Below are 26,148 nucleotides of genomic sequence, written 5' to 3'. Positions count from 1 at the left end.
ACAAAACGTGTGCGAAGCCAGTGCGATGCCCACAAGGCGCGCTAAAGCCCGCTTCCCCCTGCCGCCAGGCGGGGGCAACGAACCTGTGATGGAATTTTTAAAGACATGAGCGACCAACAACTCGACCCGCAAGACCTGCAACAGGAAGAAAACGCCCTGATCGCCCTGCGCAAGGAAAAACTTGCAGCCGAGCGCACCAAGGGCAATGCCTTCCCGAATGACTTCCGCCGTGACAACTACTGCGCCGACCTGCAGAAGAAGTACGCCGAAGCCACCAAGGAAGAGCTGGCTGAAGCCGCCATCCCGGTCAAGGTTGCTGGTCGCATCATGCTTAACCGTGGCTCGTTCATGGTGATCCAGGACATGACCGGTCGCATCCAGGTCTACGTCAACCGCAAGACCCTGCCGGAAGAAACCCTGGCCGAAGTGAAAACCTGGGACCTGGGCGACATCATCGCCGCCGAAGGCACCCTGGCCCGCTCCGGCAAAGGCGATCTGTACGTTGAAATGACCAACGTGCGCCTGCTGACCAAATCCCTGCGCCCGCTGCCGGACAAGCACCACGGCCTGACCGACACCGAGCAGCGCTATCGCCAGCGTTACGTTGACCTGATCGTCAACGAAGACGTGCGCCACACGTTCCGTGTGCGTTCGCAAGTGATCGCCCACATCCGCAGCTTCCTGATGGCGCGTGATTTCCTTGAAGTGGAAACGCCGATGCTGCAAACCATCCCGGGCGGCGCGGCAGCCAAGCCGTTCGAAACTCACCACAACGCTCTGGACATGGACATGTACCTGCGCATCGCGCCGGAACTGTTCCTCAAGCGTCTGGTAGTGGGTGGTTTTGAGAAAGTGTTCGAGATCAACCGCAACTTCCGTAACGAAGGTGTTTCGACTCGTCACAACCCTGAATTCACCATGTTGGAGTTCTACCAGGCTTACGCCGACTACGAAGACAACATGGACCTGACCGAAGAACTGTTCCGTGAGCTGGCTCAGCTGGTTCTGGGCACGACCGACGTGCAGTACGGCGACAAGGTATTCCACTTTGGCGAACCGTTTGTGCGTCTGTCGGTATTCGACTCGATCCTCAAGTACAACCCTGAGCTGACCGCTGACGACCTGAACGACATCGACAAGGCTCGTGCCATTGCCAAAAAAGCCGGCGCCAAGGTGCTGGGCTTCGAAGGCCTGGGCAAGCTGCAAGTGATGATTTTCGAAGAACTGGTCGAGCACAAGCTGGAGCAGCCGCACTTCATCACCCAGTACCCGTTCGAAGTGTCGCCGCTGGCCCGTCGCAATGACGAGAACCCGAACGTCACTGACCGCTTCGAGCTGTTTATCGGTGGCCGTGAAATCGCCAACGCCTACTCCGAGCTCAACGACGCCGAAGATCAGGCCGAGCGCTTCATGGCGCAGGTTGCTGACAAGGATGCAGGCGACGACGAAGCCATGCACTACGACGCAGACTTCGTACGTGCCCTGGAATACGGCATGCCGCCGACTGCCGGTGAAGGTATCGGTATCGACCGTCTGGTGATGTTGTTGACCAACTCGCCGTCGATTCGTGACGTGATCCTGTTCCCGCATATGCGCCCACAAGCGTAACGATGCAGAATAAAAAGCCGCCGTCAAAGGCGGCTTTTTATTGTCTGGCGTTTCCTGTAGTCGCTGCCGCAGGCTGCGAAGGGTTGCGTAGCAAACCGTTTTCTCGAAAACACTACGGTCCCCTCGCAGCCTTCGGCAGCGACTACAAGGTTCCCATCAGCATTAAAAGGATTTTCCCGTGAATCTCGTCAAGTCTTCCCAGGGCGCAGCAAATGTCGCGGTGGCGCTCGCGCACAGTGTTGAGTATCAGGGCCGCAAGGCCAGCCGCCATGGCAGCGAACAGCGTCGCCAATTGATCCTCGATGCCGCCATGCGCATTGTCGTGCGCGACGGCGTACGTGGTGTACGCCATCGGGCCGTGGCGGCTGAAGCCGGGGTGCCTCTGTCGGCAACCACTTACTACTTCAAGGACATTGACGATTTGCTCAATGACACCTTCGCCCAGTATGTGGAACGCAGCGCGGCCTATATGGCCAAGCTATGGCAAAGCACTGAAGGCAAGCTGCGTGAACTGGTGGCCAAGGGCGATGGCAGACAGCAGTCGCGCGCCATGCTGGCCGACGAGATCGCACAGATGACCGCGCATTACCTTCATCACCAGATGCTGACCCGTCGCGACCAGTTGATGGCCGAGCAGGCCTTTCACCAGGCGGCGTTGATCAACCCCCGGCTGGCGGTGCTGGTACGTGCCCATCAGCAGATTTTCCTACAGGGCGCCTGTCAGATCTTCGAAGTGCTAGGCTCCAGGCAACCTCGCCAGGATGCCAAAGTCTTGACGGCGATTATCGGTCGGATGGAATATCAGGCCCTACTTGATGGCGCGCAGCCTGAGGCGGATGACGACCGGCTGGCTATTCTTGCGCGTTATATGCACTTGGTGCTGGCGGCTCTATAGAAGGATGCAGGCATGAAAGCTTGGCGCGTGATGCTCATGGCATTGTCGTTTTTAATGTTGAACGGATGCCTGGTGACTTTTAGTCAGGCGCCGCTTGTGGCACAGCCGGCACCTAAACAGCTGCTGGGCAAATGGGTCAGCAAGGACGCCTGGGGGCAAGCCCGCAATCTCGAAATCAGTGCCATCGACAAAACGCGTTACCAGGCGGTGGTCTATCCCAAGGGCGAGCCCAAGGCCCGTGAGCGTTATGTGTTCATTGTTGCCCGCCACGGCAGTCGCTGGTATGCCTCGGCTGCGATACCGGCCAAACTGGGGGGCAATCACACGCTGAGCGGTTTCGAGTTGACCGATAACGGCGAACTGGTGATCTACGATCTGGACCTGGAGCAAGTCAAGCAGGCCATCGGCCAGTCCGTATTGAACGGCGACCCGGTTGAAACCGCCGAAGGCCCTGGCACCTTGATCAAAAGCCCGTCGGCTGAAGTCTTTGCCTACCTGGACGACCCGGCCAATTCCGACGTATTTGTCGAAGCGGCCCGCTATAAACGTGTGGCCAAGTAACGCTCTTAATTAAAGGAAGCTTCCGGTGGACGACTACCAGCGCACGATACGCACGTTGTCTGACCGCATCGTGCTGGCACAAACACCGATCCGCGTGCTGGATGCGGTGAAGTGGGACGACAGCATCCGCCAAGGCTTTTTAAAGGCCAAGGGCAAGGAAATGCCCGCGGTCAATCGCGACTATTACCTCGGCCGGCCGCTGTCCTTTGATTCGGGGGCGGTGAAGTCCGAGTTTCAGAACATCGAGCGTGATATCACTCGCCAGCTGGGGCAGTTCAACCCGGTCGGGCAGATCATGCGCCGTATGTGCAAAGAGTACCGGATGGTGGTGCGCATGCTTGAAGCGCGCGGCACTGAAGATTTCGGCCTGATCTCCCAGGAACTGTATGGCGCGGCCTCCGACGCGTTCCATGCCGGCGACCCGACCCTGGCCGACCTGGGCCTGATGATGTCCGACTACCTGGACAACATCGACGGGCGTGGCGCGCTCAAGGACGAAGCCAAGACCCTGACGGCCAAGGATGCCGTGAACCTGCTGCAAAGCCGTCTGAACAAGGTGTTTGGCGAGGCCGAAGAGACCATCCGCGTGTTCGAGTCCGACGGCATTGTCGCGGATGCGGCGGCGGGGGCTGATTACATCAAGATCCGCACCGATGCGATGTTCAACGAGCGCGACGTGCGTGCGCTGGAAGTTCACGAAGGGCTGGTGCATGTGGGCACCACGCTCAATGGTCTGAACCAGCCGATCTGCACCTTCCTGTCCAAGGGGCCGCCGTCGTCCACCGTGACCCAGGAGGGGCTGGCGATTCTGATGGAGATCATCACCTTTGCCTCCTACCCCAGCCGCCTGCGCAAACTGACCAACCGCACCCGTGCCATTCATATGGTGGAGGAGGGCGCGGACTTTATGCAGGTGTACGAGTTCTTCCGTGAACAAGGCTTTGAGATGCCAGAAAGCTATGGCAATGCGAGTCGGGTTTTCCGTGGGTCGGTGCCAAACGGCCTGCCATTCACCAAAGACTTGTCCTATCTCAAGGGCTTTATCATGGTTTACAACTACATTCAGCTGGCCGTGCGTAAAGGCAAGCTGGAACAAGTGCCGCTATTGTTCTGTGGCAAAACCACGCTGGAAGACATGCGTACCTTGCGCCAGTTGGTGGATGAAGGATTGGTGGTGGCGCCCAAGTACTTGCCGGATCAGTTCAGGGACATGAACGCGCTCTCGGCCTGGATGTGTTTCTCCAACTTCCTCAACCATTTGAGCCTTGATCGTATCGAAGCGGATTACTCCAACATTTTGTAAGCAACACAAAACCTGTAGTCGCTGCCGAAGGCTGCGAAGGGTTGCGCAGCAAGCCGTTTTTATTGAAGGCCCCACAAACCCCATCGCAGCCTTCGGCAGCGACTACATAGGGTAGCTAGTAAGATGAAAACCCTGGCTGCACTCTGCCTGCTGTTGAGCCTCAGCGGATGCAGTTCATTGCTGTTCTATCCCGAGCCCGGCCTGCCGATCACCCCGACGGCGGCAGGCCTGGAATATCGTGACGTGACCTTGACGGCCGCCGATGGCACGCGCCTGAGTGGCTGGTGGTTGCCGGCCAAAAAAGGTGTACCCCTCAAGGGTACCGTGCTGCACCTGCACGGCAATGGCGGCAACCTGGCCTATCACCTTGGCGCTACTGCGTGGCTGCCAGCTCAGGGCTATCAGGTGCTGATGCTTGATTATCGCGGCTACGGCCTGTCCCAGGGCTCGCCGGGCTTGCCTGGGGTGTATCAGGACATCGACGCGGCGTTCGAGTGGTTGCAGCACCAGCCGCACACCCAGGGCTTGCCGCTGATTGTGCTGGGGCAAAGCCTGGGCGGCGCGATGGGGATTCACTACCTGAGCGAGCACCCGCAGCAGCGGGCGCGAATCACGGCCATGGTGCTCGATGGCGTTCCGGCAAGTTACCGCGAAGTGGGGCAGTTTGCCTTGAGTACGTCCTGGCTGACCTGGCCGTTGCAGGTGCCGTTATCGTGGCTGGTGCCCGATGCCGACAGTGCCATCTATGCCATGCCGCACATGGGCGGCGTGCCGATGCTGATCTTCCACAGCCTGGATGATCCGGTCGTGCCGCTTTCCAATGGCCTGCGCCTGTATCAAGCTGCGCCCCCGCCCAAGGTGCTGCAACTGACCCGTGGTGGTCACGTACAGACATTTGCCGACCCGACCTGGCGTCAGGTGATGCTGCGCTACCTGGATGACCCCCAACATTTCAATGGCGTGCGGCGACTGGGCGAAATCGCCAATTACCCCGCCTCACCGAACACCGAACGTGAACCCGAGAGCCAACAATGAGTGAAGAACGCAACGCCATCCCCCTGATCATTACGGGTGTCTGCAGCATCATCGGCACCGTGGGGGCCCTGTGGTACTACGGCTACCTGCACTTCGCCAAGCCTGAAGACGCCTTGCTGCTCAGTGACTACACCATGCTCAAGACCATCCCGGGCGAAGACTATAAAGTCTCCCTCACTCCGGCCAATCAGGTGGCGAAGTGCATTGACGGCATCATCGTGTTGTTCGATACCGAACAAAAAGGCCTGACCGGGGTACTGGTCAACAACAAGAAACAGGCGGTGCGTTGCCTGGACCAGGAAACACCGAAGCTGCAGCAGTAAAGCGCCACAGTTGTGGATTTATCTGCGCCCAAAAAAAGCCCCGCTTGATCACTCAGGCGGGGCTTTTTTACAGGGGGTTACTGCATCGAGGAGCGCGGTGCTACAGGCTGGTTGTCATTGGAGATGGTCACTTCAACGCGACGGTTCTGGGCACGGCCCGAATCGGTGCTGTTGCTCGCGACAGGGTATTCCTTGCCATAGCCCTGAGCCACGATGCGGGTCGGGTCTACGCCTTTGCGCACCAGTGCATTACGCACCGATTCAGCACGGCGCTCAGACAACGTCTGGTTGAAAGCTGCCGAACCGACACTGTCGGTGTAACCCTCGACAATCACCTTGCGGTCCGGGTTCTGGATCAGGTACTCGGCCAGGGTATTGATATTGCGCATGCCGTTGGGCTGCAGGTCGGACTTGCCGAACTGGAACAGCACATCACCAAAGGTGACCAGCGTGCCGCGCTCGGTTTGCTTGGCGTTCATGCCCTTGAGTTGCTTGATCTGCGCATCACGGGCATCAAGCAATGCCTGGTTACGGGCTGCGCCTGCGTTCTTCAGGTTGTTTTCAGCGGTGCGCAACGCGATGGTTTGCTTGGCCACTTCAACACGCTGATTGGTCAGGTAAGCCAGTTGATCAACCTTGGACTCGTCTTCCTTGTTCAGGTAAGCCTTCTCGGCCTTGTCCAGCCATTCGCTGGCGTCCTTGGTTTCCAGCGCTGCAACCTTGGTCGACTCAGGGTTGGTTTGCAGGGCCGAGAAGTTGGTCTTGGCGTTTTCCAGGTTGACGTTCGGCTGATGCGAGCACGCCGCCAGGCCAACGCTCAGAGCTAACAGGGCGGGGATCATTACTGTATTGCGCATGATATTTAGTCCTTTCTATCGATTAGGAGTGCTGTGTCGCCAGGTGCAGTCAAAAAGGGGCAGCGTTTATTGAACGCTGCGCATGCCTTCCTGACGCAGTTGCTGAACGGCATTCTGAGCATCCTGAACGGCCTTCTCTGCCTTGGCGGCCTGGGCTTTGCGCTCTGCTACGCGAGCGTCCCATTCCGCTTGCTCGGAGAGACGACGGGCTTCATCGTATTTTTTGTCATGCATGGCCAGCTCGGCCTGCTTGAGCTTGTCCTGAGCCGACTTCATTTCTACCGGTGCATATTCAGTAGCGCCTGCGCTCACGGCGTTGTTCACGGCCGATTGGGTCACGGCGTACTGCTCTGACGGTGGATTGCCAGCACAACCGGCCAAAACGAAGCTGGTGCCGATTGCCAGCGCAGCCAGTTTTAGCCCGCGCAGGCGAGGGGAGGTGGTTTTGACAGTGCGGGTCATCATGGTCTTCAACTCCATTGGGAAACTCCTTAATAACAGCTAATTCCATCACGACTGGTGGCGTCACCCGGAGTGTTGGAACACGAGTTCCAGCGGTGATGGTTAATGGCTGTGACCGAAACGATTTTTGAATAGTTCAAAAAAAGATGGCAAATGGCCTAAAAGATTTTTGACCGATTGGTCAGGCGCCTATTTACGTTTTGCCCCGTGCAAGACTTGTCAAAAGCAGGCGTTGCAAAGCACTCTTGGGGACGAGCTGTCCCCCGGATACTGCTGGAGAAACTGCTGATGACCGATATTGATGCACGCTTGCGCGATGATGTTCACCTGCTGGGTGAACTGTTGGGTAATACGATTCGTGACCAATACGGCGAAGCTTTTCTCGCCAAGATCGAGCGCATTCGCCAGGGGGCCAAGGCCGACCGGCGCGGCACTACCGGCGAAGAGCTGAGTGCGATTCTGGATGCCTTGAGCGACGATGAAGTGCTGCCGGTTGCGCGAGCGTTCAACCAGTTTTTGAACCTGGCGAACATTGCCGAGCAGTACGAGCTGATCCACCGCCGTGAAGAAGGTCAGGCCGAGCCTTTCGAGGCGCTGGTCCTGCCTCAATTGCTCGAACGGCTGCTGGCCGAAGGGCATGACCCCGAGTCGCTGGCGCGGCAGGTCAGCCGTCTTGACATCGAACTGGTGCTCACCGCACACCCCACCGAGGTGACTCGTCGCACGCTGATTCAAAAGTACGACGCAATCGCTGAGCAACTGGCTGCCCAGGACCATCGTGACCTGACCCTTGCGGAAAAATCCGAAATCGAACAGCGCTTGCAGCGGCTGATCGCTGAAGCCTGGCACACCGAAGAAATCCGTCGCACCCGCCCCACACCTGTCGATGAGGCCAAGTGGGGGTTTGCTGTGATCGAACACTCCTTGTGGCACGCCGTGCCGCACATGCTGCGCAAGGCTGACAAGGCGCTGCATGCGGCGACCGGTTTGCACCTGCCCCTGGAGGCGGCACCGATTCGCTTTGCTTCCTGGATGGGCGGCGACCGCGATGGCAACCCCAATGTCACCGCCAGCGTCACCCGCGAAGTGCTGCTGCTGGCGCGCTGGATGGCCGCTGACTTGTACCTGCGCGACATCGATAAACTGGCCGCTGACCTGTCGATGCAACAGGCCACCCCGCAACTGCTGGCAGTCGCAGGGGAGAGTGCCGAGCCGTACCGCGCCGTGCTCAAGCAATTGCGTGAGCGCCTGCGGGCGACCCGCAGCTGGGCCCATAGCGCCCTGAACAGCACGCAGCCTGCACCGAGCGATGTGTTGCAGGACAATCGCGAGCTGCTGGAGCCGCTGCAGCTTTGCTATCAATCACTGCATGCCTGCGGCATGGGCGTGATCGCTGATGGCCCATTGCTCGATTTCCTTCGCCGAGCCGTGACGTTTGGCCTGTTTCTGGTGCGCCTCGATGTGCGTCAGGACGCGGCCCGTCACGCCTCGGCCATGACCGAAATCACCGACTACCTGGGCCTTGGCCGCTATGAAGACTGGGACGAAGATGCGCGCCTGATCTTCCTGATGCGCGAGTTGAACAACCGCCGCCCGTTGTTGCCCAGTTACTTCAAACCCGGTGCCGACACCGCCGAAGTACTGGCGACCTGTCGCGAAGTGGCAGCCGCACCGGGGGCTTCCCTGGGGTCCTATGTGATCTCGATGGCCGGTGCCGCCTCTGATGTTCTGGCCGTGCAATTGCTGCTCAAAGAGGCCGGGCTTGAGCGCCCGATGCGTGTGGTTCCGTTGTTTGAAACCCTGGCCGACCTGGACAACGCGGGACCGGTGATCGAGCGGCTGTTGCTGTTGCCGGGTTATCGCGCACACCTGAAGGGCCCGCAGGAAGTGATGATCGGCTACTCCGACTCAGCCAAGGATGCAGGCACCACCGCGGCGGCCTGGGCGCAGTACCGGGCGCAGGAGTCACTGGTCAATATCTGCCGCGAGCAAGGCGTTGAATTGTTGTTGTTCCATGGTCGTGGCGGCACCGTGGGGCGCGGCGGTGGCCCGGCTCACGCGGCGATCCTGTCGCAGCCGCCGGGCTCTGTCGCGGGGCGCTTCCGTACCACGGAACAGGGCGAAATGATCCGTTTCAAGTTCGGCCTGCCGGACATTGCCGAGCAGAATCTCAATCTCTACCTGGCGGCCGTACTGGAAGCCACCTTGCTCCCGCCGCCCCTGCCGGAACCTGGCTGGCGGGTACTGATGGACGAATTGGCAGCTGACGGGGTCAAGGCCTACCGTGGGGTGGTGCGTGATAATCCACAGTTCGTGGAGTACTTCCGCCAGTCAACGCCGGAGCAGGAACTGGGGCGATTGCCGCTGGGAAGTCGTCCGGCCAAACGCCGGGCAGGCGGGATTGAAAGCCTGCGGGCCATCCCGTGGATTTTCGGCTGGACCCAGACCCGCCTGATGCTGCCCGCCTGGCTGGGTTGGGAAACCGCACTGAGCCAGGCACTGGCACGGGGCGAAGGCGAGCAGTTGGCACAAATGCGCGAGCAGTGGCCGTTCTTCCGTACCCGCATCGACATGCTGGAAATGGTCCTGGCCAAGGCCGATGCCGATATCGCCCGGCTCTACGACGAGCGTTTGGTGAGCCCGGAACTGCTGCCATTGGGTGCGCACTTACGCGACTTATTGTCGCAGGCGTGCTCGGTGGTGCTGGGCTTGACCGGTCAGGCGCAGTTGATGGCACACAGCCCAGAGACCCTTGAATTCATCCGCTTGCGCAACACTTACCTCGATCCTCTTCATCTATTGCAGGCCGAGCTTCTGGCACGTTCGCGACGCCAGCAAGCGGCGCAGGACAGCCCTCTGGAACAAGCGTTGCTGGTGACTGTGGCCGGGATCGCGGCAGGCTTGCGTAACACCGGTTAAAGCAAAAGAGCGGCGAATGTCGCGCCAAGGCAGGCGGGGGGCCGGGCCGGATTGATGCCGACCCCCGTGCGGGCGCGACACTTTATTGTGGGGTTGCGACCTGTGACACCCGGCCGCAGAGGCCGGTTTGCCTGTAATTTTTCCTACTTTGGGCGGCTTGTGTGGGCCGGGCCTGCTGTGTATCTTGATCAGCCCTTGGCCGTTTTGATGGCCATAATCCGATTTTGAGACTGGCCCAAAGAGGCGAGTCTGTTGTCATTTAAATAAAAAATTTGAGGAGCACATCGATGCGCGTAATTCTGCTGGGAGCTCCCGGGGCCGGTAAAGGTACTCAGGCAAAGTTCATCACTGAAAAATTTGGCATCCCGCAAATCTCCACCGGCGACATGTTGCGTGCAGCCGTTAAAGCCGGCACCGAGCTGGGCCTGATCGCCAAAGGCGTAATGGACAGCGGTGGTCTGGTATCCGATGACCTGATCATCAACCTGGTGAAAGAGCGCATTGCTCAGCCAGACTGCGTCAACGGTTTCCTGTTCGACGGTTTCCCGCGCACCATTCCGCAAGCTGAAGCCCTGGTAAAAGCCGGTGTGGAGCTGGACCACGTGCTGGAAATCGCCGTTGAAGACGAAGAGATCGTTCAGCGTATTGCCGGCCGTCGTGTACACGAAGCTTCGGGCCGCGTTTACCACACCGTCTACAACCCGCCAAAAGTGGAAGGCAAGGACGATGTGACCGGCGAAGACCTGGTACAGCGCAAGGACGACACCGAAGAAACCGTTCGTCACCGCCTGTCGGTCTACCACTCGCAAACCAAGCCGCTGGTGGACTTCTACCAGAAGCTGGCTGCTGCCCAGGGCAAGCCCAAGTACAGCCACGTTGAAGGTGTTGGCTCGGTCGAATCGATCACGGCCAAGGTGCTTGAAGCGCTGAGCTGATAAGTCGATTTTGCGTCATCACAACAGCCCGCTTGCGGGCTGTTGTTGTTTATACTGCTGCACTTTTTTCAATTCTGATTCTGACGGGAACACCGATGAGCACCTTGCTGGCCCTGGATACCGCGACTGAAGCTTGCTCAGTTGCCTTGTTGCACGATGGCAAGGTTACTAGCCACTACGAGGTGATCCCGCGCCTGCACGCGCAAAAGCTGTTGCCGATGATCAAAGACTTGCTGGCTGCGGCCGGGATCGAGTTGTCGGCGGTCGATGCCATTGCTTTTGGCCGCGGTCCTGGCGCGTTTACCGGTGTGCGCATTGCCATTGGCGTGGTCCAGGGGCTGGCCTTTGCGCTGGAGCGCCCGGTGTTGCCGATCTCCAATCTGGCGGTACTGGCCCAGCGAGCCCATCGCGAGCACGGCGCGACCCAGGTTGTGTCGGCCATCGATGCGCGAATGGACGAAGTGTATTGGGGTTGCTATCGCGAGCAGGCGGGGGAGATGCGTCTGCAAGGCGCTGAAGCCGTGCTCGCACCGGAAACAGCTGCCTTGCCGGATGGCGCCAGTGGTGACTGGTTTGGCGCCGGGACTGGCTGGGGGTATGCCGAGCGCTTGAACGTCAAGCCGTACGCAATGGACGCTGGCATGTTGCCTCACGCCGAAGACCTGCTGACCCTGGCCCGATTTGCCTGGGCCCGTGGCGAGGCCATCCGGGCCGATGATGCACAGCCGGTGTACTTGCGCGACAAGGTGGCGGCTACAAAAGCTGAACGTGGCGTTTGATCCGCTGTTGTAGCCGCTGACGAACGCAGCCTCGTTCCTTCGGCAGCGACTACAAAATAGCCGGCCCATTTGCTTAGTCTGGCCAGCGCCGCTAAATTGTAACTATCGCTAACGAGCTTGTTGCCATGCGCATTGACGGCTTTTCTTCCCAGTCCTACCCGATCAAGCGCAAGCCGCGTAAAGGTCAGCCGCTGGTCGATGAGTCGGTTGACGACAGTGAAGCCTCGTTCGAAAACACCCCCCAGGCTGCCCGTACCCCACCTTCCGGTGAGCGCATCAGCCAGTTGCCGGTCCGCTCCCAGGACATGATCTTCCAGCGTGCCATGAGCAAAAGCGCAGCCAGTGCCCTTGCCAGCTACCTGACCACCGCAGGCTTCGTCGATTGGGAAACAGAAGTGCTGGGGCTGGATCTGTATATTTGAGCCATGACCCTCACGTCCCTCCCTTATTACCTCGGTTGTCCGTCCTGGAGTGAAAACGCCTGGCGCGAAGGCCTGTACCCGCAGAACGCGCGCTCAACTGATTTCCTGAGCCTGTATGCGCAGGTCTTCAATGCCGTCGAAGGCAACACCACGTTCTATGCCCGCCCGGCACCGGCCACGGTTGAACGCTGGGCGCAAAGCCTGCCTGAACACTTCAGGTTCACCGCCAAGTTCCCACGGGATATCAGCCACGGCGGCGATTTGCGTGAGCAGTTGCAAGCCGCCGAAGACTTCTTGCAACTCATGGGGCCCCTGGGAGGGCGGGTAGCGCCGTTTTGGCTGCAACTGCCAGCCAGTTTCGGGCCTCAGCGTTTGAGCGAGCTGGTGAGCTTCATGGACACCTTGCAGCGCCCGCTGGCCATTGAGGTTCGTCATCCGGAGTTCTTTGCCAGGGGCGATGCCGAGCGGCTGCTCAACCGCTTGCTGATGGATCGCGGTGTTGAGCGTATCTGCCTTGATCCCCGGGCACTGTTCAGTTGCCACTCGAGCGATCCTGCCGTGCTCCACGCTCAATCGAAAAAACCCAAAGTGCCGCCTCGCCCGGCGGCCTTTACCCAATGTCCGCAGGTGCGATTTATTGGCCGCCCGGAGCTGGAGGCCAACGATCCTTATTTGTTGCCCTGGATTGAAAAAGTCGCGGGCTGGATCGAGGAGGGGCGTACGCCCTACGTGTTTTTGCATACGCCGGACAATCACCGCGCTCCTGAGCTGGCGCGGCGTTTTCATCGCCAATTGAGTGAGCGCTTACCGGGCCTGCCCCCACTGCCCGAGTTGCATCAATCCCAGGCTCGCGAGCAATTGGGCCTGCTTTAAGCGGCCAGGCGCAGGTTGTTGATGACAATCGGGCGGGCCCAGCCCAGGTCGAAGTCCATCGCCCGTTGTTGCTCTATCAGCGTAATGGCGTCGAATGGCTCGGCGGGGGGTGGCAGCAAGTCCTGTTCAAACTCGGCTATGGGCAGATGCAAAGGTCGTGGCTCAGGCCCCGGGCCTGGATCGGGCAGCGGATGACCCTGGGTCATGACGATCGGGCGCACCCATGTGTTGTTGAAATCTTGCTGGTGCTGTTGCTCGACAATGTCTTCAGGCGGGTAGGGCACGGCGGGTGGCGGCAGCAGGTCCAGTTCGAATTCGGCAATGGGCAAGAACAGGGCTTCAGGCGGGCGCAGTTCGGTGTCCTGAACCTCGCAGTGGCGCTGGATCACGATAGTACCCAACAGGTGGGTGCCACCACGGGGCTCGGCGTTTTCAGTAGTGGCTGGCAGCTCGACATCCATGGCCGCCAATGCATCGGTACCGGACTGTTCTGCCAATGCCTGGGCGTAGAAGTCCTTCCACAGGTGATTGACGCTGCCTGTGATCTGCGAATTGTGGCGGCCAAAGTCGCCAATTGGCGCAATAAAGCCGATAGGTGCGCAATGAATGTCTGACATAGCTCTCGGTCGACGCCCAGCTCTGGCAAAATGGCGGATATTTCATTTATCGGCAGCCTTTGCCGATCATTAAATTTTTGAGCGTGTTTTTAGATGATTGAGCAAGCAGCGGGCTGTCGTATCAAAGTCGAAGCGCTGGACGAGGCCTTTCAGGCCTTGGCCGAGCAATGGGCTGAGCGCCTGGGTTTGCCTCTGGATGAGCCTGACGCGGAGTTCGCCTTGCAGTTGAGCGCCCAGGGTTTGCAGTTGCAGCAACTGGGGCCGGATGCACCAGGTCCGGTGCGGGTCGACTTTGTCGAAGGCGGCGCGGCCCATCGTCGTTTGTTTGGCGGCGGTACGGGGCAGATGATTGCCAAGGCGGTGGGTATTCAGCAAGGCGTGCGCCCACGGGTGCTGGATGCCACGGCGGGCTTGGGCAAGGACGCGTTCGTGCTGGCAAGCCTGGGCTGTGAGATGAGCCTGATCGAGCGCCAGCCGCTGATCGGTGCCTTGCTTGAGGACGGGCTGGCCCGTGGCCTGGATGACTTTGAAGTGGCGCCAATCGTGTCGCGCATGCACTTGCTCAAAGGCAACTCGATTGAAGTGATGCGCAATTGGGAGGGGGAGCCACCGCAGGTGATCTACCTGGACCCCATGTTCCCCCATCGTGAGAAAACCGCGCTGGTGAAAAAAGAAATGCGCCTGTTTCGCCCGTTAGTGGGCGATGACAATGATGCTCCGGCCCTGCTTGAAGCTGCGTTGGCGCTGGCGACCCACCGTGTGGTGGTCAAGCGGCCCCGCAAGGCACCGTGCATTGCGGGGCCCAAGCCAAGTCATGCGCTGGATGGCAAATCGAGCCGGTACGATATCTATCCGAAGAAAGCACTCAAGCCCTGAACATGTGGGAGCGGGTGTTTCACTCTGGTCGATAAGCCCGCATGAACATCCCCACCACTTCCTGCACATGGGCTTCGCTTTCCTGCGGCCCCAGCGGTTCACCGCCGCCAAACAGCAGGCGAAAGTTGGGGGCGCCTTTGAGCATGCAGAAGAAGTGTTCTGCCGCGTAATGCGGGTCGTCGATCCGCAGCGCGCCGCTCTGATCCATCTTGCGCAGCAAGCCCTCCATCTCGTGCACCACGCGCTCCGGTCCGGCCTCAAGGAAGATCTGCGAAAGCTTTGGATCCTGGCTGCCGAGGGTGACCATCAATCGGTGCAGGTTCAGTGATTCTTCACTGTTGATCAGGACTTGAAAGCCTCGGGCAATGTTCAGCAACACCCCTTCAATGGGCTTGCCGGCCGGCAGCTCAAAAAACAGTACCGGTAGCTGCTCTGTGCATTTGGACATGATCGCCGAAGAAAACAGGGTCTCCTTGTCGGTGAAGTGACTGTAGACCGTCAGTTTTGACACGCCCGCCAGGCCCGCAACGGCATCCATGCTGGTGTTGGCATAGCCCTTGGTCAAAAACAGGGTTTTGGCGGCGTCGAGGATGGACTGGCGTTTTGCCAGGTCCTTGGGGCGGCCGAGAGCGTTAGGGGGTAAAGGATGGTCAGACATAGCCGTTTATTACTGGACTGGTGAGTTTAGTATTAATAACATGCTGCCAGTATAAATATTCCAAGCCCCTTTAGCGAAAGGTCGTCAACATGTTGCGCCATGCCTTGTCCCGCGCTGTGCCTGTCTGTCTGGTGTTTTTATTGTCTGGATGCGGGCAGCAAGAGCCTGCAAAAATCAGCATCAGCCCGGCGATGGTGGTGCATCCGCAGCCTTCAGCGCTGGCAAGTCAGAGCTATCCCGGCGAAGTGCGCGCGCGTTTCGATCCGCAACTGGCGTTTCGTATCGCAGGCAAAGTCACCAGGCGCCTGGTCGATGAAGGTGAGCGGGTCAAGGCCAATCAGCCCCTGGCAGAGCTGGACCCGCAAGACGTGCGCCTGCAACTGGACGCTACCCGTGCTCAAGTGGCGGCAGGGCAGGCCAATCTGAACCTGGTGCGTGCTGAGCGCGATCGCTACAAGACCCTGCTGGATCGGCAGATGGTCAGCCGCTCACAGTTCGACAACGCCGAAAACCTCTACCGCTCTGGCGTTGCCAAGCTCCAGCAGCTCAAGGCCGAGCAGGATGTGGCCAGCAATCAGGCCAGCTATGCCGTGTTGCGCGCCCCACAAGATGGCGTGATCGCCCAGCGCCAGGTTGAAGTGGGGCAAGTGGTCAATGCCGGGCAAACCGTGTTCACCCTGGCAGCCGATGGTGAGCGTGAAGTGCTGATCAGCCTGCCGGAGCAGGATTTCAGCCGCTTCAAGATCGGTATGCCGGTGGCGGTTGAGTTGTGGTCGCAGCCCGGCCAGCGTTTCAGCGGCCGTATCCGCGAGCTGTCGCCATCGGCAGATCCAAAGTCACGTACCTTTGCTGCCCGTATCACGTTCACCTCTGGCAAGGTGCCTGCCGAACTGGGCCAAAGTGCCCGGGTTTTCATTCAGGGCGAAGGCGACAGTTCGCTGTCGGTGCCGCTGTCATCCTTGACCGCCGAGAACGGCGCGGCCTACGTGTGGCGAGTCGGCCAAGGCAACAAGCTTGAGCAAGTGCCGGTGCGTGTGGGGCCTTTTGGCGAAAAAAGCGTGCCGGTTCTCGAAGGCCTCAAGGCCGATGACTGGATCGTCGCTGCCGGCGTGCATGTGCTGCATCCCGGGCAAGAGGTGCGGCCGATTGATCGCTCCAACCGGGCAATCAATGTTTCGGCCAAGGAGTAACCCCCATGGGCTTTAACCTTTCTGCCTGGGCGTTGCGCAATCGCCAGATCGTCCTGTTCCTGATGCTGTTGCTGGCTATTGTCGGCGGGCTTTCATACACCAAATTAGGGCAAAGCGAAGACCCACCGTTCACCTTCAAGGCCATGGTCATTCGCACCCTGTGGCCGGGTGCTACGGCTGAGGAAGTCTCTCGGCAGGTCACCGAACGTATTGAAAAAAAGCTGATGGAGACCGGTGAGTACGAGCGCATTGTTTCGTTCTCGCGCCCTGGCGAGTCGCAAGTGACCTTTATGGCCCGCGATTCGATGCACTCGAATCAGATTCCGGAGCTGTGGTATCAGGTTCGCAAAAAGATCAGTGACATTCGCCACACCTTGCCGCCTGATGTGCAGGGGCCGTTTTTCAACGATGAATTCGGTACGACCTTCGGCAATATCTACAGTTTGAGCGGTGAAGGTTACGACTACGCAGTGCTCAAAGACTACGCCGACCGCATCCAGATCCAGCTACAACGGGTCAAGGATGTAGGCAAAGTCGAATTGCTGGGGCTGCAGGACGAAAAAATCTGGATCGAGCTGTCCAACCTCAAACTGGCCACCCTGGGATTGCCGCTGGCCGCCGTGCAAAAAGCCCTTGAGGAGCAAAACGCGGTGTCGACTGCGGGCTTCTTTGAAACACCGACAGAACGGGTGCAACTGCGCGTCAGCGGTAATTTCAAGACGGTAGAGGAGATCGAGCGTTTCCCGATCCGCGTGGGCGAGCGCACCTTTCGCATCAGCGACGTGGCGGATGTGCGTCGCGGCTTTAATGATCCACCGGCACCGCGTATGCGCTTTATGGGCCAGGATGCGATTGGTCTGGCCGTGGCCATGAAAGACGGTGGCGATATCCTGGTGCTGGGCAAGGCGCTGGATACCGAGTTCGAACGGATCCAGAAGAACCTTCCGGCCGGGATGCAATTGGGCAAGGTCTCTGACCAGCCAGCGGCTGTGAAAACCAGCGTCGGCGAGTTCGTTCAAGTGTTGGTGGAAGCCCTGGTGATCGTGCTGCTGGTCAGCTTCTTCTCCCTGGGTGCGCGCACCGGCATGGTGGTGGCACTCACCATCCCGCTGGTGCTGGCAATGACGTTTGCCGCCATGCATTACTTCGGGATCGGCCTGCACAAGATTTCACTGGGGGCGTTGGTGCTGGCCCTGGGCTTGTTGGTGGACGACGCGATCATTGCCGTGGAAATGATGGCGATCAAGATGGAGCAGGGTTACGACCGGATGAAGGCGGCGAGCTTCGCCTGGACCAGCACCGCGTTCCCCATGCTCACCGGTACGCTGATCACGGCAGCAGGCTTTTTGCCGATTGCCATGGCGCAGTCGAGCACGGGTGAGTACACCCGCTCGATTTTCCAGGTGGTGACCATTGCCCTGTTGGCGTCGTGGATTGCGGCGGTGGTGTTTGTGCCGTATCTGGGGGCGCTGTTGTTGCCGGACCTGGCGAAAATTCATGCCGCCAAACACGGTTCGGGCGCAGGTGCTCCCGACCCTTACGCCACACCGTTTTACCAGCGGGTCCGACGGTTGGTGGAGTGGTGCGTCACCCGGCGCAAGACCGTGATTGCATTGACGGTGCTGCTGTTCCTGGGGTCGGTCGTGCTCTTCAAGTTTGTTCCGCAGCAGTTCTTTCCCGCGTCCAGCCGACTGGAATTGATGGTCGACTTGAAACTGGCCGAAGGCGCTTCGTTGAGCAATACCACCGATCAGGTCAAGCAACTCGAAGCACTGCTCAAGGACCATCCGGGTATTGCCAATTATGTGGCGTATGCCGGGACCGGCTCGCCACGCTATTACCTGCCACTGGATCAGCAGTTGCCAGCGGCCAGCTTTGCCCAGTTTGTGGTACTGGCCAAGACCATTGAGGACAGGGAAGAACTGCGCACCTGGTTGATTGACACCCTTAACGAACAATTCCCGACCGTACGCTCGCGGGTCACGCGTCTGGAAAACGGTCCGCCTGTGGGCTATCCGGTGCAGTTCCGGGTGACGGGCGAACATATCGAAGAGGTACGGGCACTGGCGCGCAAGGTGGCGGCCAAGGTTCGCGACAACCCCCATGTGGTGAACGTGCACCTGGACTGGGAAGAACCGAGCAAGGTGGTGTATCTCAACATCGATCAGGACCGTGCGCGGGCCCTGGGTGTGAGCACGGCCAACCTGTCGCGCTTTTTGCAAAGCACGTTGCTGGGATCCGCCGTCAGCCAGTACCGCGAAGACAACGAGTTGATCGAAATCCTGTTGCGCGGCACGCCTCAGGAACGCACCGAGCTGGCGTTGCTGCCTAGCCTGGCGGTACCGACCGACAACGGCCAGAGCGTTGCCCTGTCGCAAGTTGCGACGCTGGAATATGGCTTCGAAGAGGGCATCATCTGGCACCGTAACCGCCTGCCGAACGTGACCGTGCGTGCGGATATCTACGGCAAGGAGCAACCGGCGACACTGGTGCAGCAGATTCTGCCGACCCTTGAGGGCGTTCGCGCCGAGCTGCCGGATGGTTATCTGCTGGACGTGGGCGGTACGGTCGAAGACTCCACCCGTGGCCAGGACTCGGTGAAGGCCGGTGTGCCGTTGTTTATCGTGGTGGTGCTGACCCTGTTGATGGTGCAGCTGCGCAGTTTCTCGCGCATGGTGATGGTGTTCCTGACGGCGCCGCTGGGGCTGATCGGGGTCACGCTGTTTCTGCTGTTGTTCGGCAAGCCGTTCGGCTTTGTGGCGATGCTGGGCACCATTGCGTTGTCGGGGATGATCATGCGCAACTCGGTGATCCTGGTGGATCAGATCGAACAGGACAAGGCGGCGGGGCTGGACCCGTGGCGGGCGATCATTGAAGCGACGGTACGGCGTTTCCGCCCGATCGTGCTGACCGCACTGGCGGCGGTACTGGCGATGATTCCACTGTCACGCAGTGTGTTCTTCGGCCCGATGGCGGTTGCCATCATGGGTGGGCTGATTGTGGCGACTGCACTGACCTTGCTGTTCTTGCCGGCGCTGTATGCGGCGTGGTTCAAGGTCAAGAAGCCAGCAGAGGCTTGAAGCCCCTGTGGGAGCGGGCAAGCCCTGCTCCCACAGGGTTTGTGTGGCTCACATCATCCGGGCCTGGGCACCCATTGTTGTGGAGGCGGGCAAGCCCGCCTTCGCAAGGGTTACAGCGTTCCGAAGACTTTTTTCGCCAAACTGGTAGCAGCCGCTGCCGGGTTCTGGCGGATGGTTTCTTCCTGTTTGCCGATCATTTCAAACAAGCCGTCCAGGGCCTTTTCGGTCACGTAGCTTTCGATGTTGGCGCTTTTGGCGTCCACCACACCCAGCGTGGCGGCTTGCCCTGCAAATGAGTTGTACTGCTGGGCCAGACCGACCTTGTCCGTGGCGGCCTTGACGATAGGCAGGAACTTGGCGCGGATCTGATCCCGGCTACTTTTGCTCAGGTATTGGGTCGCCGAATCCTGGCCGCCGCTGAGGATACCCTTGGCATCCGCCACGGTCATTTTCTTCACCGCATCGACCAGCAGGGCTTGCGCCTGTGGCACGGCCGCTTCTGCGGCTTTGTTCATGCTGGTTTCGAGTTGATCGACCTGATCGCCCATGCCGAATTGCTTCATCTTTTTCGCGACTTTGCCAAGGTTGCCCGGCAGCTCGATCTTGACTTCGGGGTTATTGCTGAAGCCCCCAGGGGTGCCCAGTTGCTTGACCGCAATTTGCGCACCTTGGGTCAGGGCATCTTTGAGGCCGCCCGTGGCGTCACCTTGGGACAGATCGCTCAGCGATAACGCCAGGGCATTGGCCGAAATCAACAGGCCTGCGCACAGGCCCGCAAAGCGTATGGAAGGTCGCAGCATGGCAAACTCCTTGATTAGCGAACCTGATCGACACGCAGGCGGACAGGTTGCTGGGCTTTTGCAGTCAGATCGACGCTGTTGCGCTCTGTGCTGATAAACAGCAACTGGCCGTTCTCTTCGATCCGCGCACTCACCGCGTAGGTATGGCCGGGTTTGATCTGCGCCGGGTCATAGGTCAAGTGAAATGGCAGGGGTACCTGGCCCTTGATTGGGCCACTTTGCTTGGCAAGTGTCACCGCTGGAGCGTCGGCCAGCGATACATCCTGCAAGCTAACTTCCAGTGTAGCTGTAGGCGGCAGGGCAATACGCTGCAGGTAGAACACTTCGCCATCGAGGGATGCTTGAGGGGTCGAGGTCATAGAGCTACAGGCTCCAAGCAGGGCGGTGAGGCTGAGTAAAAGTACTTTTTTCATGGATTTCTCCTTCAAGATGTTTTTTCGAGCGAGAGCGGTGGCTGCTCGTGGGTGTCTTCACTGCGGTGCAACGCAACCTGGCGAATCGACAGGCGAATTTCGGCAGGCAACACACGCTTGGCAGCACCTTCGGCCAGTTCGCCAAGCAGTTCGTGATAGCTCAACTTGCCGTTGGCATCGCGGCGCAGCACGTCTTCTTCAAGTAATGTCTGGATAAAGTGGCGGAACAGGCTCTTGTCGAAGAACTCCGGGGCGTTGAGCCCATGCAAAATCGACAGGCGTTGGGCCATCATGGTGCACAGGTCTTCCAGTTCTTCGGCGCTCAGGGTGTTTTGCCCGCTGTTGAGCAGCAGGGAAATGGCCATGTAGAAGCGTTGCAGGGTTTGCGCAATGCTTCTGGACAACAGCGTCAGCAATACAAAGTGTCGCGAACTCGGCGCCGGGCGCAGGTACACGCCGTTCTCAAAGCGCAACAAACCTTGCTCGACAAAGGACTCCAGCCACTGGTCGACCACGGCGTCCAGTTCCTCTGCTGACCAGCGAATAAACAGCTCTGACTGCAGGTAGGGATAGAGCGCGTGGGTGTAGCGCAGGATCTGTTCGCGGCTCATGCGCGAGGCGCTTTGGAAAAAGCTGGCCAGCAACGAAGGCAATGCAAAAATATGCAGCACGTTGTTGCGGTAGTACGTCATCAGCACCGCGTTCTGCTCATCCAGATAGAGGATCTTGCCCAGCGCATCGCTTTGCTCGGCCAGCAGGTTCATGTCCTTTACATGGTTGATCAGCGCCTTGCCATCGCCTTCGGGCAAGGTGGTGTAGGGCGAGTAGGGGACACGGCGCAGCAGGGCCAGATACAGATCCAGCACCCGGGCCATGGCCTGTTCGTCCAGTGCCAGCCGGGTGGTTGAAAGCAGGGCCAGTGCCACCAGGTTCACCGGGTTGATGGCTGCCGCTTCATTCAGATGCTGGGCAACCTTTTCGCCCAGGCGATTGGTGGTCGGGCTCAGCCAGTCAGGACGATACAGGGGCGCAAGCTCCTGCTGGCGCCAGCCCGGCTGCTCCTGTTCAAGGAACTCGGCGAGTTTGATCGGTTCACCAAAGTTGACCGCGACCTGACCGAACTTCTGTTTCTTGAGGGCGCCGATCACTTTGAAAATGTCGAAAATCGACTCTTTCTTCTTGCTGGCGCCGCGCAGTTCGCCCAGGTAGGTGCGGCCTTCGAGCACACGCTCGTAACCGATATAGACCGGGACAAACACGATCGGCGTACGGGAAGAACGCAAGAAACTGCGCACGGTAATGGCCAGCATCCCGGTTTTCGGTTGCAGCATGCGCCCCGTGCGCGAGCGGCCGCCCTCGACGAAGTACTCCACCGGGAAGCCCTTGGTGAACAGGGTATGCATGTACTCGTTGAACACTGAGGTGTACAGCGGGTTGCCCTTGAACGTGCGGCGCATGAAAAAAGCCCCGCCACGGCGCAGCAGGCGGCCCAGCACCGGCATGTTGAGGTTGATCCCGGCGGCAATGTGCGGCGGGGTCAGGCCGTTGCGAAACAGCAGGTAGGACAGCAGCAGGTAGTCGATATGGCTGCGGTGGCACGGCACGTAAATGATCTCGTGACCCTGGGCAACCTTCTGCACGCTCTCGATATGGTTGACCTTGACCCCGTCGTAAATCTTGTTCCAGAACCAGCTCAGGAGCACTTCAAAAAAACGGATCGCGGTGTAGGTGTAGTCCGAGGCGATTTCATTGGCGTAGCGCAGTGCCTGGGCACGGGCCTTGTCCGGCGAGATGTTCTCGCGCTCGGCTTCGTCAAGGATGGCCTGGCGCACGGCGGGTTCATTGACCAGCCCCTTGACCAGGTTGCGACGGTGGGAAAGGTCCGGGCCGATGGTGGCGGTTTTCAGGTTGCGAAAGTGCACGCGCAAAATACGCTGGGCCATGCGCACGGTGCGTTCATGACCCTTGTTGAGGTCGACCAGTTCGCGCAAGTGAATGGGGGCCGAGAATTGCACGCGGGTTTTGCGACCCAGGATCAGGATGTGCAGCAAGCGGCGCAGGCGCCCGGTGACGGCCCAGCTGTCGGCAAACAGCAGTTTCCAGGGGCTGGACTCGCTGTCGGGTGACTGCCCCCAAAACACGCTGACCGGAATGATTTGCGCATCCTCGCCCGGGTTTTGGGTCAGGCCGTCGACCAGGCGGGTCAAGGTTGGCGGAGCTCCGCGCTTGTCCTGTCGCCCCAGCCAGTCGGGCTCGGGGGTCAGGTAGAAAAAGGCGGCAGGCTCGATCATCTCTCCCACTGCAACCGGCAATACCGGGCGCGGCAGGCCGGCCTTGGAACACTCGGTATCGATCACGGCCAGTTCGGTCAGCGAGGGCGATTGCAGTACGTAGAACACGGGTCGGCAGCGATCCAGGTTCAGGGTCAGGGAAGACTGATTAATGGTCTCCGAGCGCACCCACAGGTACAGCAAGCGACGCAGGGCGCCAAATACAAGGCGGCGGAATGGGGAGGGGGTCATACGGCTTCTGCGTTAGTGGATAAAACGAGCGTTTACTCGGCCGGGTAGTGTGCCGTATCTCCCGAAAATCGGCAAAAAAGCGGCGAACTAATATTGATTGAGTGTTTTTTTGCCTGACTTATACTCGGTGGTCTTTCGCGACACCGCGCAAGACCCAGTAGTGAAGCGTCAGGTTCAAACACTAGTTCTCAAAGGGCCAATTAACGAGCCCGATCAATAATAAAAAGGGGGAAAGGATCCATGACAACGCGCGTAACAGGCAGTGTGAAGTGGTTCAACGATGCCAAGGGCTACGGCTTTATTCAGTGTGAAAACGGGGCGGATGTGTTTGTGCATTACCGCGCCATTCGCGGTGAAGGCCATCGCAGCCTGGCTGAAGGCCAGCAGGTCGAGTACACCCAGGTCAAAGGTGACAAGGGTTTGCAGGCTGAAGATGTAGTGGGGCTGTAATGCAGTTCCTGTAGTCGCTGCCGAAGGCTGCGATGGGTTGCGAAGCGACCCTGAAGGTCCTTCGGCCCTTGTCGCAGCCTGCGGCAGCGGCTACAGGGTGTTATTTGCAGCTCAGGAACCGGTTTTCCAGGTGATTTCTTCCTGGCCGTCTTCACTGATGCGGATCCAGCGATCAGCATCAGCCTCGCCCTGTTCCTCGACCCAGCTGCCCGGCGCGCAACGCACTTCGATCTTCAGTGCGTCAAAAGCGGCCTTGGCACAGGCAATGTCGTCTTCCCACGGTGTCTGGTCGCTGTCCAGGTACAGGCTGTTCCATTTGCCGACGGCTTTTGGCATCCAGGTAACGGGTACGTCACCTGCGGTGCACTTCCAGGTTTCGCCTTTCTTTTTCCATTCGGTGCACGGGCCCAGCACTTTGGCCAGCCAGGCTTCGACGTCCTTGTAGGTGACCGCTTCTTTCAGGTAGATCTCGATATCGGGTTGGCGCATGGATGTCCTCACTGCGGGTCTGAAAAATCCACTCGCGGATTAATCGGGCCAAGGGCGTGTGCCCTTGGCCGTAAAGTTGGTTATTGAAGCACGAAGTAATCGTAGCGCATCGACACCGTCACCACTAAAGGCTCGGGGTGTTCGATGACCTGGGCGCGACGCTCGGCACTGGCGCGCCAGCCATGGGGGGTCATGGCCAGCAGATTGGCGCGATCCTGGGGCTCACTCAGGCTGAGGGTGAATTCCAGTGTCTCGCTGTGCTGCACCTGCATGCCTTCGGGCACCAGGGCCAAATGCTTGTCGTCTGCGTAGTCGCGCACTTCGTCGTACAGCCGTTCGCGCAGCTCCATCAAGTGCCCGCGAGTCGGGCCAACACGCATCAGGCCGCCCCCCGGGCTGAGCAGGCGTTTGGCTTCAAGCCAGTCCAGCGGGCTGAAGACGCTGGCCAAAAACTGGCAGCTGGCATCGGCCAGTGGCACGCGGGCCATGCTGGCGATCAACCAGGTCAGTTGCGGGCTGCGTTTGCAGGCGCGCTTGACCGCCTCGCGGGAGATATCCAGTGCGTAGCCATCGGCGTTGGGCAGTGCCTCGGCGATTTGCGCGGTGTAGTAACCCTCGCCACAACCGATGTCGAGCCAGCGTTGCGGCGCTCGTTCCCTCGCCAGTTCGGCCAGGCGCTTGGCCACGGGCGCGTAATGGCCTGCATTGAGAAAGTCGCGGCGGGCTTCAACCATTGCCTGGTTATCGCCAGGGTCACGGCTGTTCTTGTGTTGCACGGGCAGCAGGTTCAAATAACCCTGGCGGGCGCGGTCAAAGCGATGCCCGGCCGGGCACGCCACGCCGTTGTCGACCGCGTTCAGCGGTGCACTGCAAATTGGGCAGGCGAGCATCAGGCGAGCAACTTGATCAGGGTTTGGTAGTAGATCTCGGTCAGTACATCAAGATCGCTGGCCAGAACCCGCTCGTTGACCTGGTGAATGGTCGCGTTGACCGGTCCCAGTTCGACGACCTGGGTACCCAGGGTCGCGATAAAGCGCCCGTCCGAAGTCCCGCCGCTGGTAGACGCTTTGGTTTCGCGGCCAGTGACCTGCTTGATGCTCGACGACACCGCGTCCAGCAGGGCGCCCGGCTCGGTCAGGAACGGCAGGCCGGATAGCGCCCAGTCGATGTGCCAGTCCAGGTCGTGCTTGTCCAGTATGTCCGCCACGCGCTTTTGCAGGCCTTCAACGGTGGACTCGGTGGAGAAGCGGAAATTGAAGACCGCCACCAGATCCCCCGGGATCACGTTGGTTGCGCCCGTGCCGGAGTTCAGATTGGAAATCTGGAAGCTGGTCGGCGGGAAGAAGGCGTTGCCGTTATCCCAATGCTCGGCGGCCAGTTCGGTCAGCGCAGGTACTGCCAGGTGAATCGGATTCTTGGCCAGGTGCGGGTAGGCCACATGGCCTTGAACGCCGCGAACGGTGAGCTTGGCGCCCAGGGAGCCGCGACGGCCATTTTTGACCACATCGCCCACCAGGGAAGTGCTTGACGGTTCACCGACGATGCACCAGTCCAGACGCTCGTTACGGGCAGCAAAGCGCTCGATCACGGCCTTGGTGCCGTGATGGGCCGGGCCTTCTTCGTCACTGGTGATCAGAAATGCGACCGAGCCCTTGTGGTCCGGGTAGTCGGCGACGAAACGCTCGGCCGCCACCAGCATGGCGGCAAGGCTGCCTTTCATGTCTGCGGCGCCACGGCCGCAGAGCATGCCGTGTTCATCGATCAGCGCGTCGAACGGGTCGTTTTGCCAGGCTTGCACCGGGCCGGTCGGTACCACGTCAGTGTGGCCAGCGAAGCACAGCACCGGGCCTTCGTGTTTGCCGTGGGTGGCCCAGAAGTTGTCTACGTCCTCGATGCGCATCGGCTCAAGCTTGAAACCGGCATCGCCCAGGCGCTGCATCATCAGCTTCTGGCAATCGGCGTCGATCGGGGTCACGGAAGGGCGACGGATCAGATCGCAGGCAAGTTGCAGGGTCGGCGAAAGGTCGGCGTGGGCCGTCATGGTGTGGACTCCGAAGCAGGGCATGTGCGGGGCGGGCGAG

At 59.7% G+C, this 26,148-nt stretch carries 25 protein-coding genes; 15 read left to right on the top strand and 10 right to left on the bottom strand.

What is annotated here, in order from left to right:
- Positions 1-105: 105 nt before the first annotated feature.
- From lysS to KO536_RS08225, 6 genes are all read left to right on the top strand, one after another.
- A complete protein-coding gene (lysS, locus tag KO536_RS08250; protein ID WP_219261649.1) occupies positions 106-1,608 on the top strand; it encodes a lysine--tRNA ligase in 1,503 nt (500 codons plus the stop codon).
- Between the two features lie 178 nt (positions 1,609-1,786).
- Positions 1,787-2,503, top strand: a complete 717-nt coding sequence (locus KO536_RS08245; RefSeq protein ID WP_219261648.1) for a TetR family transcriptional regulator — start codon at positions 1,787-1,789, stop codon at positions 2,501-2,503.
- 12 nt (positions 2,504-2,515) lie between these two features.
- Positions 2,516-3,064 carry a hypothetical protein gene (locus KO536_RS08240; protein WP_219261647.1) on the top strand — a complete coding sequence of 183 codons (549 nt, stop codon included), beginning with the start codon at positions 2,516-2,518 and terminating at the stop codon, positions 3,062-3,064.
- Between the two features lie 25 nt (positions 3,065-3,089).
- Positions 3,090-4,367, top strand: a complete 1,278-nt coding sequence (locus KO536_RS08235; RefSeq protein ID WP_219261646.1) for a flavohemoglobin expression-modulating QEGLA motif protein — start codon at positions 3,090-3,092, stop codon at positions 4,365-4,367.
- A 123-nt stretch (positions 4,368-4,490) separates the two neighbouring features.
- Complete coding sequence (locus KO536_RS08230) at positions 4,491-5,402, top strand: alpha/beta hydrolase (protein ID WP_219261645.1); 912 nt, start codon at positions 4,491-4,493, stop codon at positions 5,400-5,402.
- The gene (locus KO536_RS08225; RefSeq protein ID WP_219261644.1) at positions 5,399-5,725 is read left to right on the top strand and encodes a hypothetical protein; all 327 of its coding nucleotides are present in this window, start codon (positions 5,399-5,401) and stop codon (positions 5,723-5,725) included. The genes KO536_RS08230 and KO536_RS08225 overlap by 4 nt, the downstream gene beginning before the upstream one ends.
- Before the next feature lie 77 nt (positions 5,726-5,802).
- Here KO536_RS08225 and KO536_RS08220 read toward each other — a convergent pair whose 3' ends face one another.
- Positions 5,803-6,582, bottom strand: coding sequence for an OmpA family protein (locus KO536_RS08220; protein WP_133077753.1), 780 nt, complete (start codon positions 6,580-6,582; stop codon positions 5,803-5,805).
- Positions 6,583-6,648: 66 nt separating this feature from the next.
- Positions 6,649-7,062, bottom strand: a complete 414-nt coding sequence (locus KO536_RS08215) for a DUF4398 domain-containing protein (protein ID WP_019822131.1) — start codon at positions 7,060-7,062, stop codon at positions 6,649-6,651.
- A gap of 270 nt (positions 7,063-7,332) precedes the next feature.
- Here KO536_RS08215 and ppc point away from each other — a divergent pair, with 270 nt between their 5' ends.
- The 5 genes from ppc to KO536_RS08190 all read left to right on the top strand — a co-directional run bounded on the left by ppc (position 7,333) and on the right by KO536_RS08190 (position 12,972).
- Complete coding sequence (ppc, locus tag KO536_RS08210; protein WP_219261643.1) at positions 7,333-9,963, top strand: phosphoenolpyruvate carboxylase; 2,631 nt, start codon at positions 7,333-7,335, stop codon at positions 9,961-9,963.
- Positions 9,964-10,250: 287 nt separating this feature from the next.
- Positions 10,251-10,898, top strand: coding sequence for an adenylate kinase (adk, locus tag KO536_RS08205; RefSeq protein ID WP_095001284.1), 648 nt, complete (start codon positions 10,251-10,253; stop codon positions 10,896-10,898).
- 95 nt (positions 10,899-10,993) lie between these two features.
- Entirely contained in the window at positions 10,994-11,677 is a 684-nt protein-coding gene (gene tsaB, locus KO536_RS08200) for a tRNA (adenosine(37)-N6)-threonylcarbamoyltransferase complex dimerization subunit type 1 TsaB (RefSeq protein WP_219261642.1), read from the top strand.
- Positions 11,678-11,802: 125 nt separating this feature from the next.
- The gene (locus KO536_RS08195; RefSeq protein WP_219261641.1) at positions 11,803-12,099 is read left to right on the top strand and encodes a hypothetical protein; all 297 of its coding nucleotides are present in this window, start codon (positions 11,803-11,805) and stop codon (positions 12,097-12,099) included.
- A 3-nt stretch (positions 12,100-12,102) separates the two neighbouring features.
- Positions 12,103-12,972 carry a DUF72 domain-containing protein gene (locus KO536_RS08190; RefSeq protein ID WP_219261640.1) on the top strand — a complete coding sequence of 290 codons (870 nt, stop codon included), beginning with the start codon at positions 12,103-12,105 and terminating at the stop codon, positions 12,970-12,972.
- Here the strand turns inward: KO536_RS08190 and KO536_RS08185 are convergent.
- Positions 12,969-13,589 carry an energy transducer TonB gene (locus KO536_RS08185; RefSeq protein ID WP_219261639.1) on the bottom strand — a complete coding sequence of 207 codons (621 nt, stop codon included), beginning with the start codon at positions 13,587-13,589 and terminating at the stop codon, positions 12,969-12,971. The two genes, KO536_RS08190 and KO536_RS08185, sit on opposite strands and share 4 nt — an antisense overlap.
- 93 nt (positions 13,590-13,682) lie before the next feature.
- On the opposite strand from KO536_RS08185, the gene KO536_RS08180 reads away from it, so the two are divergent.
- Complete coding sequence (locus KO536_RS08180; RefSeq protein ID WP_219261638.1) at positions 13,683-14,465, top strand: class I SAM-dependent methyltransferase; 783 nt, start codon at positions 13,683-13,685, stop codon at positions 14,463-14,465.
- Between the two features lie 19 nt (positions 14,466-14,484).
- Here the strand turns inward: KO536_RS08180 and KO536_RS08175 are convergent, their stop codons facing one another.
- Complete coding sequence (locus KO536_RS08175; RefSeq protein WP_133077747.1) at positions 14,485-15,123, bottom strand: TetR/AcrR family transcriptional regulator; 639 nt, start codon at positions 15,121-15,123, stop codon at positions 14,485-14,487.
- Between the two features lie 89 nt (positions 15,124-15,212).
- Between KO536_RS08175 and KO536_RS08170 the strand changes: the two genes are divergently transcribed.
- Together KO536_RS08170 and KO536_RS08165 are read left to right on the top strand one after the other, a co-directional pair.
- Complete coding sequence (locus KO536_RS08170; protein WP_219261637.1) at positions 15,213-16,313, top strand: efflux RND transporter periplasmic adaptor subunit; 1,101 nt, start codon at positions 15,213-15,215, stop codon at positions 16,311-16,313.
- 5 nt (positions 16,314-16,318) lie between these two features.
- A complete protein-coding gene (locus tag KO536_RS08165) occupies positions 16,319-19,393 on the top strand; it encodes an efflux RND transporter permease subunit (RefSeq protein WP_219261636.1) in 3,075 nt (1,024 codons plus the stop codon).
- 110 nt (positions 19,394-19,503) lie between these two features.
- On the opposite strand, the gene KO536_RS08160 is transcribed toward KO536_RS08165, so the two are convergent.
- Genes KO536_RS08160 through plsB form a run of 3 tightly spaced genes read right to left on the bottom strand, consistent with a single transcriptional unit; the run spans position 19,504 to position 23,128 of the window.
- Positions 19,504-20,193, bottom strand: coding sequence for a DUF4197 domain-containing protein (locus KO536_RS08160; protein ID WP_133077744.1), 690 nt, complete (start codon positions 20,191-20,193; stop codon positions 19,504-19,506).
- A gap of 14 nt (positions 20,194-20,207) precedes the next feature.
- Positions 20,208-20,606, bottom strand: coding sequence for a YbaY family lipoprotein (locus KO536_RS08155; RefSeq protein WP_219261635.1), 399 nt, complete (start codon positions 20,604-20,606; stop codon positions 20,208-20,210).
- Positions 20,607-20,617: 11 nt separating this feature from the next.
- Positions 20,618-23,128: a glycerol-3-phosphate 1-O-acyltransferase PlsB gene (gene plsB, locus KO536_RS08150; RefSeq protein WP_219261634.1), complete on the bottom strand. Its 2,511-nt coding sequence runs from the start codon at positions 23,126-23,128 to the stop codon at positions 20,618-20,620.
- Between the two features lie 240 nt (positions 23,129-23,368).
- Here plsB and KO536_RS08145 point away from each other — a divergent pair, with 240 nt between their 5' ends.
- Complete coding sequence (locus KO536_RS08145) at positions 23,369-23,578, top strand: cold-shock protein (RefSeq protein WP_219261633.1); 210 nt, start codon at positions 23,369-23,371, stop codon at positions 23,576-23,578.
- Positions 23,579-23,689: 111 nt separating this feature from the next.
- On the opposite strand, the gene KO536_RS08140 is transcribed toward KO536_RS08145, so the two are convergent.
- The 3 genes from KO536_RS08140 to dapE all read right to left on the bottom strand — a co-directional run bounded on the left by KO536_RS08140 (position 23,690) and on the right by dapE (position 26,108).
- Positions 23,690-24,067, bottom strand: a complete 378-nt coding sequence (locus KO536_RS08140; protein ID WP_219261632.1) for a hypothetical protein — start codon at positions 24,065-24,067, stop codon at positions 23,690-23,692.
- A gap of 80 nt (positions 24,068-24,147) precedes the next feature.
- Positions 24,148-24,957: a putative RNA methyltransferase gene (locus KO536_RS08135; RefSeq protein ID WP_219261631.1), complete on the bottom strand. Its 810-nt coding sequence runs from the start codon at positions 24,955-24,957 to the stop codon at positions 24,148-24,150.
- Positions 24,957-26,108: a succinyl-diaminopimelate desuccinylase gene (gene dapE, locus KO536_RS08130; RefSeq protein ID WP_219261630.1), complete on the bottom strand. Its 1,152-nt coding sequence runs from the start codon at positions 26,106-26,108 to the stop codon at positions 24,957-24,959. Before dapE ends, KO536_RS08135 begins: the two co-directional genes overlap by 1 nt.
- Between the last annotated feature and the right edge of the window lie 40 nt (positions 26,109-26,148).

It is taken from the genome of Pseudomonas sp. NKUCC02_KPG, from assembly GCF_019345465.1.
GTDB lineage: Bacteria > Pseudomonadota > Gammaproteobacteria > Pseudomonadales > Pseudomonadaceae > Aquipseudomonas.
Note: the sequence above shows the minus strand (reverse complement) of the source record. Positions and strands in the feature narration are given on the sequence as shown.

Bases quoted from the DNA above. Each gene is read 5' to 3' on its own strand.
- lysS (WP_219261649.1), top strand. From the start codon at position 106: ATGAGCGACCAACAACTCGACCCGCAAGACCTGCAACAGGAAGAAAAC.
- KO536_RS08240 (WP_219261647.1), top strand. From the start codon at position 2,516: ATGAAAGCTTGGCGCGTGATGCTCATGGCATTGTCGTTTTTAATGTTG.
- KO536_RS08230 (WP_219261645.1), top strand. From the start codon at position 4,491: ATGAAAACCCTGGCTGCACTCTGCCTGCTGTTGAGCCTCAGCGGATGC.
- KO536_RS08225 (WP_219261644.1), top strand. From the start codon at position 5,399: ATGAGTGAAGAACGCAACGCCATCCCCCTGATCATTACGGGTGTCTGC.
- KO536_RS08220 (WP_133077753.1), bottom strand. From the start codon at position 6,582: ATGCGCAATACAGTAATGATCCCCGCCCTGTTAGCTCTGAGCGTTGGC.
- KO536_RS08215 (WP_019822131.1), bottom strand. From the start codon at position 7,062: ATGGAGTTGAAGACCATGATGACCCGCACTGTCAAAACCACCTCCCCT.
- ppc (WP_219261643.1), top strand. From the start codon at position 7,333: ATGACCGATATTGATGCACGCTTGCGCGATGATGTTCACCTGCTGGGT.
- adk (WP_095001284.1), top strand. From the start codon at position 10,251: ATGCGCGTAATTCTGCTGGGAGCTCCCGGGGCCGGTAAAGGTACTCAG.
- tsaB (WP_219261642.1), top strand. From the start codon at position 10,994: ATGAGCACCTTGCTGGCCCTGGATACCGCGACTGAAGCTTGCTCAGTT.
- KO536_RS08195 (WP_219261641.1), top strand. From the start codon at position 11,803: ATGCGCATTGACGGCTTTTCTTCCCAGTCCTACCCGATCAAGCGCAAG.
- KO536_RS08190 (WP_219261640.1), top strand. From the start codon at position 12,103: ATGACCCTCACGTCCCTCCCTTATTACCTCGGTTGTCCGTCCTGGAGT.
- KO536_RS08185 (WP_219261639.1), bottom strand. From the start codon at position 13,589: ATGTCAGACATTCATTGCGCACCTATCGGCTTTATTGCGCCAATTGGC.
- KO536_RS08180 (WP_219261638.1), top strand. From the start codon at position 13,683: ATGATTGAGCAAGCAGCGGGCTGTCGTATCAAAGTCGAAGCGCTGGAC.
- KO536_RS08175 (WP_133077747.1), bottom strand. From the start codon at position 15,123: ATGTCTGACCATCCTTTACCCCCTAACGCTCTCGGCCGCCCCAAGGAC.
- KO536_RS08170 (WP_219261637.1), top strand. From the start codon at position 15,213: ATGTTGCGCCATGCCTTGTCCCGCGCTGTGCCTGTCTGTCTGGTGTTT.
- KO536_RS08165 (WP_219261636.1), top strand. From the start codon at position 16,319: ATGGGCTTTAACCTTTCTGCCTGGGCGTTGCGCAATCGCCAGATCGTC.
- KO536_RS08160 (WP_133077744.1), bottom strand. From the start codon at position 20,193: ATGCTGCGACCTTCCATACGCTTTGCGGGCCTGTGCGCAGGCCTGTTG.
- KO536_RS08155 (WP_219261635.1), bottom strand. From the start codon at position 20,606: ATGAAAAAAGTACTTTTACTCAGCCTCACCGCCCTGCTTGGAGCCTGT.
- plsB (WP_219261634.1), bottom strand. From the start codon at position 23,128: ATGACCCCCTCCCCATTCCGCCGCCTTGTATTTGGCGCCCTGCGTCGC.
- KO536_RS08145 (WP_219261633.1), top strand. From the start codon at position 23,369: ATGACAACGCGCGTAACAGGCAGTGTGAAGTGGTTCAACGATGCCAAG.
- KO536_RS08140 (WP_219261632.1), bottom strand. From the start codon at position 24,067: ATGCGCCAACCCGATATCGAGATCTACCTGAAAGAAGCGGTCACCTAC.
- KO536_RS08135 (WP_219261631.1), bottom strand. From the start codon at position 24,957: ATGCTCGCCTGCCCAATTTGCAGTGCACCGCTGAACGCGGTCGACAAC.
- dapE (WP_219261630.1), bottom strand. From the start codon at position 26,108: ATGACGGCCCACGCCGACCTTTCGCCGACCCTGCAACTTGCCTGCGAT.